The sequence below is a fragment of the Streptomyces chartreusis genome (genome assembly GCF_008704715.1).
GTDB classification, from domain to species: Bacteria; Actinomycetota; Actinomycetes; order Streptomycetales; family Streptomycetaceae; genus Streptomyces; species Streptomyces chartreusis.
In genome coordinates this window covers 840,771-854,381 of record NZ_CP023689.1, presented here as the reverse complement: position 1 = coordinate 854,381, position 13,611 = coordinate 840,771, and the positions used below count along the sequence as shown (strand labels likewise).

Sequence of the window (13,611 nt, the reverse complement as noted above, 5' to 3'; positions counted from 1 at the left end):
CGATACGGCTCGCCGCCGAGGGCTATTGGGAGACCTGCTGTTCGGCCGTCCCCCAGCCGCGCACGTCGGAGCCGACCATGTTCAACTCCCGCAGCATCGGCATGTAGTTGATGACATCCCAGTGCTCGACGACCTTGCCGTCGACGAAGCGGAACTCCTCCGCGGTGTGCCAGGTCACCGTCCGGTTCGTCGGAGCGATGTCCATGAACGGGCCCTTGTGCGTGGCGGTGACGCTGATCCGCATGCTGACCCGATCGTCCTCGGCCAGCACACTCCTGACGTCGAGACGCACATCGGGGAACGCCGTCAGGCCGGATTCCATGCGAAGGACCATTTCCTCGTTCGGCACGATCCTTTCCTCGGAGTGATGGACGACGTCCGGTGACCAGTGCGCCGTGACTCCGCCGAGCTCCCCGCGATTCCATGCGTCGACCATCTCGAGACAGCGTTTCTTGTTGTCGGCCGCAGTCAACTCTCATTTCCTCCTTCGGCTCCGGTGCTGGTTCCAAAGTCTTGCGACCGCTCCTTGAGAACACATCAAGGAGCGGTCGCAAGACTCACGGGCGAGGACATGGCCATGGGTGAAAGGAGGTCGGGCGGCATGACGTATCTGGTGACCGGCGCGTCGGGACACGTCGGCGGAGAGGTGACACGGCAATTGGCGGCGGCGGGGCTCGAAGTGCGGGCGATGACCCGTACACCGGGGCGGACCCCCGCCCCCGACGGCGTACAGGTGGTCGCCGGCGATCTGACCCGGCCGGACAGCCTGGGCGAGGCGTTGCGGGGGATCGAGCGGCTCTATCTGTTCCCGGTGCCGGAGACGGCGTCCGAAGTCGTCGCACGGGCGGTGCGGGCCGGCGTGCGGCGCATCGTGGTGCTGTCGTCCAGCTCCGTGCACGACGAGACCACTCACAGCGGGGCCCACCACCGGGCGGTGGAACGCGCCGTCGAGGACAGCGGCGTTGTGTGGACCTTCGTACGGCCCGACGAGTTCGCCAACAACCTGCTGTGGAAGTGGGGGCACTCGATCCGCACCGAGGGTGTGGTCCGTGCTCCGTATCCGGAAGCCCGGCGCGCGCTGATCCACGAGAGGGACGTGGCGGCGGTGGCGGCCGCGGCCCTGATGACGGACGGTCACGCCGGCGCCCGCTACGAGCTGACCGGTCCCGAGCTGCTGGACCAGCCGGAGCAGGTCGCCCGGATCGCCGCGGTCACCGGCACCGGCATCCGCTTCGAGGAGGTGACACCGCGGGCCGCGCGGGAGGAGATGATCCGGTTCATGCCCGAGCCCGTGGTCGACATGGTCCTCGGCTACCTCGTCGAGTCGGTCGCCAACCCGCCGGCGCCGCTGCCCACGGTCGAGAAGGTCACCGGCCGACCGGCGACCCCGTTCGACCAGTGGGTGCGCGACCATCGGGCCCAACTCGTCGGCTGAGCACACACGCGCGGCCCCGGGGCCATCAGCCCCGGGGCCGCGTAACGTTCCCGGCGTCAGTCCCGCCAGCCCGCCGCGGTCGGCCATGGCTCGTCGAGCTGCCGATACGTGCCGAGGTAGTCCGGCCAGTCACGGTGGTCCCGGATCCTGCCGTCGACCAGCTTGATCAGATGGATCTGCTCCCCGGAGAAACGACGGCCCGTCGCGGGCATCCCCACCAGTTCGCCGACATGGCGGCCGTACAGGGCCAGATAGGCGCGCACCCAGTCGCCGCGCTCCTCGTACCGGATCTCCTCCAGGCGCACCTCCTCGGAGAAGGTCGCCCGGAGCCACTTCACCGCCATCGCGAAGACGGCCGGTCCGCGCCAGTTCTTGTCCGCCATGTGTTCCAGGGAGGCGGGGTTCAGATAGTCGGGGTGAATGTACTGGTCCACATCACTGGTGTCGCCGGTGTTGTAGGCGCGCACCATCCTCCGTACGACATCGACGTTGCTGCTCACGGCCGTTCCTCTCAGAAGGGCACCTCGGGGCATGGACGGAGGCGGAAGGGGCTCACGTGACCGACAGCGCGCCGTCCACCGGGATCACCGCGCCGTTGAGGTACCCCCCGTCGGCCGAGGCCAGCGTGACGATCCACCAGGCGATGTCCTCCGGAGCGCCGACCCGGCCGAGCGGGATCTCCGCCCGCATCCGCTCCATGAAGGCCTCGTACTGGGCCGGGGAAACACCGGCCCGCAGCGCAACACCCGTGTCGGTGACACCCGGCGCGACGCCGATGACCCGGATGCCGCGCGGGGCCAGCTCCACGGACCAGGTACGGGTGAGCACGTCAAGGCCCGCCTTCGTGGCGCAGTACACCGAGTTGTCCGGGATGGTGCGCAGCCCGATCGACCCGGCCGAACTGATGTTGACGACGAGGCCGCCGGTCTCCTCCAGCGAGTCCAGGGCCTGCTGGGTGAGCAGGATCGGCGCGATCAGGTTGGTCCTGATCTGCGCTTCGACCGAGGCCGGTGCCAGCGAGCCGAGGCCGGCGAAGCTCGCGATCCCGGCGTTGTTGACGAGCACGTCGAGCCGCCCGAGCTGACGTCGCGCGGTGTCGACGACGACGGCGGCCGCGTCCGGCTCGGTCAGGTCGAGCGGCAGGGTGTGGATGCCGTCCCGGCCCTTCGCGGTCTCGGCCAGCGTGTCCGCCGACCGCCCGACGATCAGTACCGCGTCGCCGGCGTCGGCGAACGCGTGCGCGGCGGCACGGCCGATGCCCGTGCCGCCGCCGGTGATGACGATTCCTCGCATGCTGCAGCTCTCTCCTCTTTTTTCTCGCGGACAGGGCATCTCAAGGTGCCGGGAGCGCCTAGAAAACGACTCGAAGCCGACTCATCGCATTGGCTGCGACTCATTCGGCTTTCCATTCCGCCTCGAGTGCGGCGCTAGGCCGGGCTGCGAACTTGGGCCCATGACGGACAACATCGAGCGGACAGCCATCGTCACCGGCGCGAGCAGTGGAATCGGCCGGGCGATCGCCGCCACCCTGGCGGCAGAAGGCATACGCGTACATATCTGCGGCAGGGACGCCGAAACCGTCGAGAAGACGGTGACCGAACTGCGGGCGGACGGAGGCCAGGTCAGTGGCCAGGCGTGCGACGTCACCAAGCCCGACCAGGTGACCGCGATGGTGGCCGACTGCGTCGCGCGTTACGGACCGGTGGACATCCTGGTGAACAACGCCGGCCGGCCCGGCGGAGGAATCACCGCGGACATCGACAACGAATTGTGGTACGCCACCATCGACACCAATCTCAACGGTGTTTTCCTGATGTCCAAATCCGTGCTCAACGAAGGGCGCATGACGGAGCGGCAGAACGGCCGCATCATCAACATCGCCTCGGTGTGGGGAAAGCAGGGAACGATCGGAGGCGCGCCCTACGCGGCCGCCAAACACGGCGTCGTCGGATTCAGCCGCTGCCTCGCGTTGGAACTCGCGAAGACCGGGATCACGGTCAACGCGGTGTGCCCCGGATATGTCGAGACGCCGATGTCGGTCAACGTACGCGCCTGCCAGGCGGGCATCTGGCAGGTGGACGAGGAGGAGGCCCTGCGCCGGCTGGCCTCCGACATCCCCATCGGCCGGTACAGCGAGCCGGAGGAGGTCGCGTGGATGGTCTCCTACCTCGCCTCGCCCAAGGCCGCCTCGGTCACCGGCCAGGCGCTCAACGTGTGCGGCGGCTTCGGTGTCCACTGACCCCCGCCCCTCCCGCGCACGCGACCCCCTCGCCGCCGAACAGTGGGGAGGCGGGGGCCGATGCCGAACGTCGCGGTGATCGGCGCGGGGACGGGCGGACTCTGCCTGGCCCAGGCACTCCACGCGGCCGGCATCGAGGTGACCGTCCATGAACGGCACCGCACTCCGACCGACGCGCTGCACGGCTACCGGGTCCGCATCAACCCGACCGGAGCCCGCGCCCTGCGCCGCTGCCTGCCGGCCCCGGTGTGGGAGACGTTCCTGTCCCGGGCCGGGCGCATCGGTCAGGAATTCGGCTTCCTCACCGAACGGCTGCGGGAACTCGCCGTCCTCGACGGCGGACCGGACGCCGAACCGCACTACTCCGCCGAGCGCGGCATGCTGCGGGAGGTCCTGCTGACGGGGCTGGAGGACGTGGTCCGGTTCGGGGCCTGCTTCGAGAGGTACGAACGCACCCGGGACGGCCGGTTCGAGTGCCACTTCGCCGACGGCACCAGCACCACGGCCGACCTCGTCGTCGGCGCGGACGGCGCCAACTCCCGTGTCCGCGCTCAGTATCTGCCGCATGCGCGCCGCGTCGACATCGGGATGGTCTCGATCGTAGGCCGCCTCGCCCTGCCCGTCGCCGAACGGCTGCTTCCCGAGTGCCTGAGCTCCCGCCCCAACTCGGTCGTCGCGCCGGGAGGCACGGGGATGTTCGTCGCACGGCACGAGCCCGGCGCGGACGAGGGCTACCTCATGTGGGCGTACGGCGCCGCAGCACACCGCTATCCCGCGGACGTCGAGATCCTGCCCGGTGAACAACTGGCGGAGCTGGTCGACGGGTTGACCGGCTCTTGGCACCCGGCACTGCGCGCGATGGTCCGCGAGACCGACCCGGGCACGGTCAACGCCGTGCCCATCCGCACCTCGGTTCCCCCGGCCGCCTGGCCGGCGACCCGGGTGACCCTCCTCGGCGACGCCATCCACAGCATGACGCCACTGCGCGGCGTGGGCGCGAACATGGCACTCAACGACGCCGCGCTCCTCGCCCGCGAACTCACCGGCAGCGCGGACACGCGCCTGGCCGTGGGCCGATACGAGGACGCGATGCGGCGGGACGGCTTCCGCGCGGTCTCCGAGTCGCTGCGCGCCGCCCGGATGTTCGTGTCCGAGAGCACGACACAACGGCTGCTGTTCAAGACGGTGCTCCGGACCGCATCCGCCGTACCCCCGCTCCGCAGGGCCCTGTTCGCAAAGCTCGCCTGACCGGCACGCGGAACCCACTCGACAGCGGACGCGCTCCCGGCGTCCGCTGTCGAGCATGCGCCGAGGCCGGGCAGGACACCGACCGTCGAACACGCGGATGGGGATGCGGCGGGCATCGCTCCCGCCGCATCCCCACCGCGCAGATGGACCCCGTCAGGAGCCGACGCGAGCGGTGACGAACCGCACCGGCGTCTCGATCACCAACGAGCCGTCAGGACCGCTCAGTTCGGACAGCCCGGCGACCAGCGAATCACGCAGCTCCGCGGCGACCGGCTCCGGAAGCCGCTCCCACAGGAGCCGCATGCCCTGCGTGTGCGACCAGTCGACCCACGCGGCCGGCGACTCGGCGGTCATGGGAACGGCCTGATCCCGTACGGCCACGTCGGTGAACCCGGCCTCGCCGAGGGTCGCTCGGAGCAACTCGACGTCCGACAGCCAGCCGTTGTAGCGACGGCGCAGCTCGCTCGGCTGCCAGTCGGCGGGCAGGGCCGCGGGCACCGACGCCGGGATCATCGGGGTGAACACCGGCGGCAGGAACGGGAAGCTGTCCGCCTCGAAGACGGGGCAGGTGAAGGCGAGCCTGCCCGCGGCCGTCATGATGCGCGGGTAACGGGCCAGTGCGGCGGGCGCGTCGGGCAGGAACAGGATGCTGTAGCTGCCCAGAACGAGATCGAAGGAGCGGCGCGCGAAGCTCGGACGCTCGGCGTCCATGACCAGCAGCTCGACGTTGCCGGCGCCGGCCCGCGCCGCCTCCGCGCGGGCGGCCTCGATCATGGTGTCGGCGATGTCGATGCCGACGGCCCGCCCCGTGGGCCCGACGGCCCGTGCGGCCGGGAACAGCGCGGCCCCCCGGCCGCAGCCGACATCGAGCACCCGCTCACCCGGCTGCGGCGCCGCGAGTTCGACCAGACGGCGGCCCATGGGGGTGAAGAACCCGACCCCGCCCCGGTCGTAGGAATCGGCGGCGTTCTTGAAGGCGTTCGTCACCCCGGACTTGTAGGCAGTCGAATCCATTCTTCCTCCGCATCGTCGGTTCTCCTGAGAGATAAGCGTTCGACGCTGGAGCGCCGCATGAGCGCGGGTCGAGGATTTCTCGAGTCACGCTCTCGGAATTACCGTGCACGGTACGGGGAGGTCTTGTGGTCGTTCTCCTGCGGGACAAAGATGGCCGCGACGAATGAATCGCCCCACGAGGCGGAAAGGGAGAGGGAGATGAGCGAGGCAATAGATGTGGTTCGTCGTATGGTCCAGGCATTCGCGACGGGAAAGACCGACGACGCGTCCGACTACATCCACTCGGAATACTTCAACCCGGCGACACTGGAACGCTCCGACAAGCGCGGCCCGGAGAGCTTCACGGACTCCGTTCACTGGGTGCGCAACGCGTTCTCCGAATTACATCTGGAGGAGATCGAGTACCGCGAGGGCGGCGGGTACGTCACGGCGTACCTGGTCATGAGCGGGCGGCACACCGGCGACCTCGTCGGACTGCCGCCCACCGGCCGCCGGTTCGCGGCCGAACAACTGCACCTGTGTGAGGTCGTCGACGGCCGCATCAGGCACCACCGCGAATGGCGCGACGACCTGGGCTGTCTCCGGCAACTCGGGCTCCCGGCACTGCCCGACTGACCCGGCCCGCGGCGAGATCGACCTCGTTGCGAGGCCCTCACTGCCCTTGCTAGAGTCCGATTCGGCTTCTCACCGTTGGGCTCATGCCTCGCCAACCAGCTTCTTCGGGTCCCGATGACCGTGGAGAAGGTGGGAGTCACATACACCAAGGGATATCTCTGTTCCGGTGGCTCCCAACGTGCCTCCGTCGCGCAGGAATTCCCTTCGGCCAACGGTTTTCGGGCTCAGCGGCGCATTGAGATCGGCGTTCCGCTCAAGCTCGTCGAGTGCGAGCGTACGGTATTGCGCCACGTCCCCGAAGCCACGGCCGGTGCTCCGAGTTCATGGAGGTCATCGGAGTGACGGAAGTCAAAACGGCGGAAGCCCCGGTCACGCAGCGGCCATGGTTGGTCCTCGCCATCATGTGCGTCGGCTTCTTCATGGCGCTGCTCGACGGAAGCATCGTCAATATCGCCATCCCGACATTGATCGACGGCCTGGACGCGTCCTACGACCAGGTGCTGTGGATCATCGACGGATACATGCTGGTCTTCTCGGTACTGCTGATCACCACAGGGCGTCTCGGCGACATCTACGGGTATCGGCGGCTCTTCCTGATCGGCATCACCCTCTTCACCGTGGCCTCGGCCCTGTGCGGGCTGTCCGAGTCACCCGACTGGCTGCTCGCCGCGCGTGTGCTGCAAGGGCTGGGCGGGGCGCTGCTGTTCCCGCAGGTGATCTCGTCGATCCTGACGATCTTCCCGCCCCAGCTGCGCGGCCGGGCGTTCGGCCTCTTCGGGGCCATCGTCGGCTTTGCGCCCATCGTCGGCCCGGTCGTGGGCGGTTTCCTCCTCGCCCACCTCAGCTGGCGCTGGATCTTCTTCATCAACGTGCCGATCGGCATCGTCACCGCCCTGCTGGCCATCCGGTACGTCCCGGTCATGCGGCCCGGCCGCAGCAACAGCCTCGACCTGACCGGCGTCGCCCTGGCCACCGCCGGCCTCACCGGCATCGTCTTCGGCCTCATCGAGGGCGAGCGCTACGACTGGGGAACCATCACCGGCCCGATCAGCATCGCGTCCGTCATCATCGCCGGCGTCGTGCTGCTCGTGCTGTTCGTCCTGTGGCAGCACCGCCGCAAGACCGACTCGCTCATGCCGCTCGCCCTCTTCAACGCCCGTAACTTCTCGGTCGGCAACGGCGTCGGCTTCATCTTCCAGCTCGGGATGATCGCCATCGCCTTCGTCCTGGTGCTCTATCTCCAGACGGCCCGCGGCTACAGCGCCCTGGAAACCGCCGCCGTCATGCTGCCCAACGCGATCCTGACCGCGGTCGGTTCCACCTACGCCGGCCGGCTGTCCGACAAGTTCGGCGGCAAGTACGTCCTCATGGCCGGCCTCGCCATGCTCACCGTCGGCCTGCTCGTCCTGGTCGCCTCCACCGACGCGCACAGCGACGCCTGGAGTCTGCTGCCCGGCCTGATCATCATCGGCATCGCCAGCGGCGCCACCTTCGCGCCGCTGCAACAGGCCACCATGGACGGTGTGGACCCCCAGTTGGCCGGTGCCGCCTCGGGCGTCTCCAACACGACCCGCCAGGTCGGCGGAGTCCTCGGCACCGCCGTACTGGGCGCCCTGCTGTCGGCCCGCATCAACGCCGATCTCCCCGAGGAGGCCCAGGAACAGGCCGCCCAGCTGCCCTCGGAACTGCGCGACCAGTTCCTGGCCGCCGCCGACAGCGCCGGCAACTTCAGTCCGCCCAGCGTTCCTTCGGGCCTCAGCGTGAGCGAGTCCGACCTCTTCCGGCGCCTGGGCGACGACGCCTTCGCGACGAGCTTCACCCACGCCATGCACATCACCTTCCTGGTCGCGGCCGCCGTGCTCATCGCGGCGACCGTGCTGTGCGGACTGTTCACGACACCGCCGAGGGCGGAACCCGCCCAGGAGACCGCGGGTGAGGAGGACAGCCGCAGCACACCCGAGGACTGATCCCGCCACCGCCACCGCCACCATCGGCTGAGCAGAGCGGGCGCCTCGCGCGCCCGCTCCCGGCCGGCCGTGTCGGGGCGTTCTCGCGGGCCAGTTCATGCGTGACCATGAACGGAGATCCGGCGGGCACACCGAAGGAGCGGACCATGAGCAGTCTCGACCTCCTGTCCGAGGACGAGCGGTACGTCGTCAGGACCGTGCGCGACTTCGTGGACAAGGACGTCAAGCCCGTCGTCCGGGACCTGGAACGCACCGACACATACCCCGAAGCCCTCATCGAGCGGATGAAGGAACTCGGCGTCTTCGGACTCGCCGTCCCGCAGGAGTACGGCGGCACCCCCGTCTCCATGCCCTGCTACGTCCTCGTCACCGAGGAGCTCGCCCGGGGCTGGATGAGCCTGGCCGGCGCGATGGGCGGGCACACCGTCGTCGCCAAGCTGCTGCTGCACTTCGGCACCGAGGAGCAGCGGCAGCGCCACCTGCCCCGGATGGCCAGCGGCGAGACCCGCGCGACGATGGCACTGACCGAGCCCGGCGGTGGCTCCGACCTCCAGGCGATGCGCACCGTCGCCCACAGGGAGGGCGACGGCTACATGGTGAACGGCGCGAAGACGTGGATCACCAACTCCCGCCGCTCGCAGCTCATCGCCCTGCTGTGCAAGACCGACCCGGACGCCGAGCCCGCGCAGAGCGGCATGTCCGTCCTGCTCGTCGAGCACGGACCGGGCCTGACCGTCTCCCGCGATCTGCCCAAGCTCGGCTACAAGGGCGTCGAGAGCTGCGAGCTGGCCTTCGAGAACCACCGCGCACCCGCTGACGCGCTGCTCGGGGGAGTGGAGGGGCACGGCTTCACCCAGATGATGCGAGGTCTGGAGACCGGCCGCCTCCAAGTCGCCGCCCGCGCCCTCGGCGTGGGACGGGCCGCCCTGGAGGACGCGCTCGCCTACGCGCAGCAACGCGAATCCTTCGGCAAGCCGATCTGGCAGCACCAGTCCATCGGCAACTACCTGGCCGACATGGCGACTTCACTCACCGCCGCACGCCAGCTCACCCTCTACGCCGCCCGTCGGGCGGAGGCCGGACACCGGGTGGACATGGAGGCCGGCATGGCGAAGCTCTTCGCCTCCGAGACGGCCATGCAGATCGCCCTCAACGCTGTCCGCATCCACGGCGGCTACGGCTACTCGACCGAGTTCGACGTCGAGCGCTACTTCCGGGACGCGCCGCTGATGATCGTCGGAGAGGGCACCAACGAGATCCAGCGCAACATCATCGCCGACCGGCTCGTGAAACGGGGAGGACTGGACGTCTGACCCGGACGGCCCGACACGCCCCGGCTGAGGCACCTCGGCCCGACCCGCCTCCACCCGGCACACCCAGGCCGACACGCCTCGTCCCGACACATCCCGCGCCGACGCACCTGGGCCCGCCACACCCCGGCCGACACACCCCCGACCACCCCACCAGGACCCAAGCCCCCCACCGTGGCACAGTGGCCCTATGTGCGGCCGCTACGCCTCCACCCGCAGCCCCCAAGACCTTGCCCAGCTGTTCGAGGTCACGGAGTGGCACCCCGAGGAGACCCTCGCGCCGAGCTGGAACGTGGCCCCGACCGACGACGTCTGGGCGGTCCTGGAGCGCGCTCCGCGTGGCGCCGACGAGGACGCCCCGGCCCAGCGGCGGCTCCGCCCGCTCCGCTGGGGCCTCGTGCCCTCCTGGGCGAAGGACGTGAAGATCGGCGCGAGGATGATCAACGCGCGCGTGGAGACCGTGCACGAGAAGCCCGCCTTCCGCCGTGCGTTCGTCAAACGCCGCTGCCTGCTGCCGGCCGACGGCTTCTACGAGTGGGAGCAGGTCAAGGACGCGAATTCCGGCATGGTCCGCAAGCAGCCCTACTTCATCCACCCCGAGGACGGGCAGGTCCTGGCCCTCGCCGGTCTGTACGAGTTCTGGCGCGACCCGGCCGTCAAGGACGGCGACGACCCCGCCGCCTGGCTGCTGACCTGCACGATCATCACCACCGAGGCCACCGATGCGGCCGGCCGCATCCACCCCCGTATGCCGCTCGCGCTCACCCCCGAGCACTACGACGCCTGGCTCGACCCCCACCACCGGTCCACGGACGACCTGCGCGCCCTGCTCACCACGCCGGCCGACGGTCAGCTCGACGCCCGCCCCGTCTCGCCCGCGGTGAACAGCGTCAGCAACAACGGCCCCCAGCTCCTGGACGAGGTCCCCGCCCCCTGACCACGGCGAAGGTGAGCTCTCGGTAAGGGTTGGCCCGGGAGGGGCCAATAGAGCCGTTTTGACATCCATTTTCATTTAGCGTGGAGCCGCCGCCGGGACGGATCGGGCTCGGCGGATCATTCGCCCTGCTCGGAGGTATCCATGCCCATGCCCTCACGCCGTCTGTCCGCAGCCCTGCTGACCGGTACCTGCCTCACCCTCCTCGCCGGCTGCGCCGGCTCCTCGGACACCGCCAGAGCTCACGGTCCCGCCGCGGCCTCCGCCATCCCCGTCGTGGCCTCGACGAATGTCTACGGAGACCTGGCCCGGCGAATAGGCGGCGCCAAGGTCCAGGTCACCTCGATCATCAGCGACCCCGACCAGGACCCGCACTCCTACGAGGCCAGCACCCGCAATCAACTGGCGCTCTCCAAGGCCGAGGTCGTCATCGAGAACGGCGGCGGCTACGACGACTTCGTCGACCGCATGCTGAAGAGCGCGGGCCCGTCCCTCGACGTCATCAACGCCGTAGAGGTCTCCGGGAAGACCGCCCCGAAGGGCGGCGAGCTCAACGAGCATGTCTGGTACGACTTCCCGACGGTCGCCGAACTCGCCGAGCGCATCGCCGCCGCACTGGGCGAGGCCGACCCGGCCGACGCCGCGACCTTCACCCAGAACGCGAAGGACTTCGTACACCTCCTCCGGCCCCTGGAGCGGAAGGAGGCCCGAATCAAGGCCGAGCACGGCGGCGAGTCCGTGGCCATCACCGAGCCCGTCCCGCTGTACATGATCGAGGCGAGTGGGCTGAGGAACGCCACACCCGAGGAGTTCAGCGAGGCGATCGAGGAGGGCGACGACGTCTCCCCGCGGACCCTCCGGAGCACCCTGGCGCTGTTCACCGGCAAGAAGGTCGAGGCGCTGGTCTACAACGAGCAGACCTCCGGCCCGCAGACCGAGAAGGCCGAGCGCGCGGCCGAGGCCGCCGGCATCCCGGTCGTGCCCGTCACCGAGACCCTCCCCAAGGGCAAGGACTACCTCGCCTGGATGACCGCCAACGTGGACGCGCTCGCGAGCGCGCTGGCCAAGTGACAACCCCCGACGTGCCCCGCCCCGGCGCGGACGACGCACTGACCGGCTCCCGCCCCGGCACGGACGAGGCGCTCATCCGTCTGCGGCGAGCGGCCCTGTCGTACGGCGAGCGCGTGGTGTGGCGGGACCTCGATCTCGACGTGCGGCCGGGCGAGTTCCTGGCCGTGCTCGGGCCCAACGGGGCAGGCAAGACCAGCTTCGTCCGCGCACTGCTCGGGCAGCGCCGGCTGTCCGCCGGCACGCTCACGGTGCTGGGCCGTCCGCCCGGCCGCGGCAGCCGGCACATCGGCTACGTCCCCCAGCAGGCGGCCCTGTCCGCACAGGCCATGCTGCGCGCCCGGGATCTCGTCCGCCTCGGCGTCGACGGGCACCGCTTCGGGCCTCGGCGGCGCACGGGCGCCGTACGACGCCGCGTGGACGAGATCCTCGCCTCGGTCGGGGCCGCGGCGTACGCCGACGTCCCCGTCGCCCTGCTCTCCGGCGGCGAACGGCAGCGCGTGCGCATCGGGCAGGCCCTCGCGACCGACCCCCGCGTCCTGCTCTGCGACGAACCGCTGCTCTCCCTCGACCTGCACCACCAGCGGGCCGTCACGGAACTCGTCGACGCCCGGCGCCGCTCCCACGGCACGGCGGTGGTCTTCGTGACCCACGAGATCAACCCCGTGCTGGGGCTCGTGGACCGCGTGCTGTACCTCGCCCGCGGCGGCCACCGCGTCGGCACCCCCGACGAGGTCCTCACCTCCGAGGCGCTGTCGCGGCTGTACGGCACACAGGTCGACGTCGTGCGAGTCCGCGACCGCGTGGTGGTCGTCGGCGCACCCGATGAGACCGCACGCCATCCCCAACTGCCCGACGGAGCAGGGCCATGACCCTCGCCCAGGGGATCTGGCAGCAGATCTTCGCCTTCGACCACTACGGCGAACTGCTCGCCCTCGTCCGCAACTCGCTCGTCGCCGGGGCCGCGCTCGGGCTGGTCGGCGGCCTGGTGGGCGTGTTCGTGACCATGCGGGACCTGCCGTTCGCGGTGCACGGGATCAGCGAGCTGTCGTTCGCCGGGGCCTCGGCCGCGCTGCTGCTGGGCGTGAATGTGGTGGCCGGGTCGATCGTCGGCTCGCTCGTCGCGGCGGGGGCGATCGGGCTGCTCGGGGCGCGGGCCCGGGACCGCAACTCGGTGATCGGCGTCATCATGCCGTTCGGCCTCGGGCTCGGCGTGCTGTTCCTCGCGCTGTACAAGGGCCGCGCGGCGAACAAGTTCGGCCTGCTGACCGGGCAGATCGTCGCTGTCGACACCCCGCAGATGTCCTGGCTGCTCGGTACGTCGGCGGTGGTGCTGGTCGCGCTCGCGGTGATGTGGCGACCGCTCCTCTTCGCGAGTGCAGACGCGGAGGTGGCCGAGGCGCGGGGCGTGCCCGTGCGGGGACTGTCCTTCGCCTTCATGATCGTGCTCGGTCTCGCGGTCGCGCTCTCCGTCCAGATCGTCGGCGCCCTGCTGGTCCTCACCCTCGTCGTCACACCCGCGGCGGCCGCGGCCCGGGTCACGGCCTCGCCGGTGCTGCTTCCCGTCCTGAGCGCGGTGTTCGCGGTGGCCTCCATCGAGGGCGGCATCCTGCTTGCCCTCGGCAGCTCCATCCCCATCAGCCCGTACGTCACGACGATCTCGTTCGGCATCTATCTCGTGTGCAGGCGTTTCGGCTGCAAACGGGTCCGCGGCGGTGGGGCAGGCGTACGGAGCTGACATGAAGAAATGAACGGGTCTTCATGTGTTCCTCTATTGTGGG

Annotated in this window: 14 protein-coding genes; 10 read left to right on the top strand and 4 right to left on the bottom strand. The window is 69.9% G+C overall.

Translation table 11 applies throughout. From position 1 onward, the window contains the following. Window positions 1-22: 22 nt before the first annotated feature. Entirely contained in the window at window positions 23-436 is a 414-nt protein-coding gene (locus CP983_RS03590; RefSeq protein WP_107906495.1) for an ester cyclase, read from the bottom strand. A gap of 165 nt (window positions 437-601) precedes the next feature. Between CP983_RS03590 and CP983_RS03585 the strand changes: the two genes are divergently transcribed. Next, the gene (locus CP983_RS03585) at window positions 602-1,435 is read left to right on the top strand and encodes an NAD(P)H-binding protein (protein WP_150498499.1); all 834 of its coding nucleotides are present in this window, start codon (window positions 602-604) and stop codon (window positions 1,433-1,435) included. A 56-nt stretch (window positions 1,436-1,491) separates the two neighbouring features. Here the strand turns inward: CP983_RS03585 and CP983_RS03580 are convergent, their stop codons facing one another. Then, complete coding sequence (locus tag CP983_RS03580; protein ID WP_030956395.1) at window positions 1,492-1,935, bottom strand: ester cyclase; 444 nt, start codon at window positions 1,933-1,935, stop codon at window positions 1,492-1,494. Window positions 1,936-1,987: 52 nt separating this feature from the next. Beyond that, window positions 1,988-2,728 (bottom strand): SDR family NAD(P)-dependent oxidoreductase, encoded by a 741-nt coding sequence (locus CP983_RS03575; protein WP_208852827.1) that lies wholly within the window; start codon window positions 2,726-2,728, stop codon window positions 1,988-1,990. Window positions 2,729-2,888: 160 nt separating this feature from the next. Between CP983_RS03575 and fabG the strand changes: the two genes are divergently transcribed. After that, on the top strand, window positions 2,889-3,674 hold the full coding sequence (gene fabG, locus CP983_RS03570; protein ID WP_150498498.1) for a 3-oxoacyl-ACP reductase FabG: 786 nt from the start codon (window positions 2,889-2,891) through the stop codon (window positions 3,672-3,674). Window positions 3,675-3,734: 60 nt separating this feature from the next. Continuing rightward, on the top strand, window positions 3,735-4,922 hold the full coding sequence (locus CP983_RS03565) for an FAD-dependent oxidoreductase (protein ID WP_150498497.1): 1,188 nt from the start codon (window positions 3,735-3,737) through the stop codon (window positions 4,920-4,922). Between the two features lie 153 nt (window positions 4,923-5,075). On the opposite strand, the gene CP983_RS03560 is transcribed toward CP983_RS03565, so the two are convergent. Then, complete coding sequence (locus CP983_RS03560; protein ID WP_150498496.1) at window positions 5,076-5,936, bottom strand: class I SAM-dependent methyltransferase; 861 nt, start codon at window positions 5,934-5,936, stop codon at window positions 5,076-5,078. Between the two features lie 198 nt (window positions 5,937-6,134). On the opposite strand from CP983_RS03560, the gene CP983_RS03555 reads away from it, so the two are divergent. From CP983_RS03555 to CP983_RS03525, 7 genes are all read left to right on the top strand, one after another. Further along, complete coding sequence (locus tag CP983_RS03555) at window positions 6,135-6,551, top strand: SnoaL/DnrD family polyketide biosynthesis methyl ester cyclase (RefSeq protein ID WP_150498495.1); 417 nt, start codon at window positions 6,135-6,137, stop codon at window positions 6,549-6,551. 338 nt (window positions 6,552-6,889) lie between these two features. Then, entirely contained in the window at window positions 6,890-8,518 is a 1,629-nt protein-coding gene (locus CP983_RS03550) for an MFS transporter (protein ID WP_167537635.1), read from the top strand. A 146-nt stretch (window positions 8,519-8,664) separates the two neighbouring features. Then, on the top strand, window positions 8,665-9,831 hold the full coding sequence (locus CP983_RS03545) for an acyl-CoA dehydrogenase family protein (protein ID WP_150498493.1): 1,167 nt from the start codon (window positions 8,665-8,667) through the stop codon (window positions 9,829-9,831). 187 nt (window positions 9,832-10,018) lie between these two features. Continuing rightward, the gene (locus CP983_RS03540) at window positions 10,019-10,765 is read left to right on the top strand and encodes an SOS response-associated peptidase (RefSeq protein ID WP_150498492.1); all 747 of its coding nucleotides are present in this window, start codon (window positions 10,019-10,021) and stop codon (window positions 10,763-10,765) included. A 141-nt stretch (window positions 10,766-10,906) separates the two neighbouring features. Next, on the top strand, window positions 10,907-11,833 hold the full coding sequence (locus CP983_RS03535; protein WP_150498491.1) for a metal ABC transporter solute-binding protein, Zn/Mn family: 927 nt from the start codon (window positions 10,907-10,909) through the stop codon (window positions 11,831-11,833). 38 nt (window positions 11,834-11,871) lie between these two features. Beyond that, a complete protein-coding gene (locus CP983_RS03530) occupies window positions 11,872-12,702 on the top strand; it encodes a metal ABC transporter ATP-binding protein (RefSeq protein ID WP_189748575.1) in 831 nt (276 codons plus the stop codon). Continuing rightward, a complete protein-coding gene (locus tag CP983_RS03525; protein WP_150498489.1) occupies window positions 12,699-13,568 on the top strand; it encodes a metal ABC transporter permease in 870 nt (289 codons plus the stop codon). Before CP983_RS03530 ends, CP983_RS03525 begins: the two co-directional genes overlap by 4 nt. The last annotated feature ends 43 nt before the right edge of the window (window positions 13,569-13,611 follow it).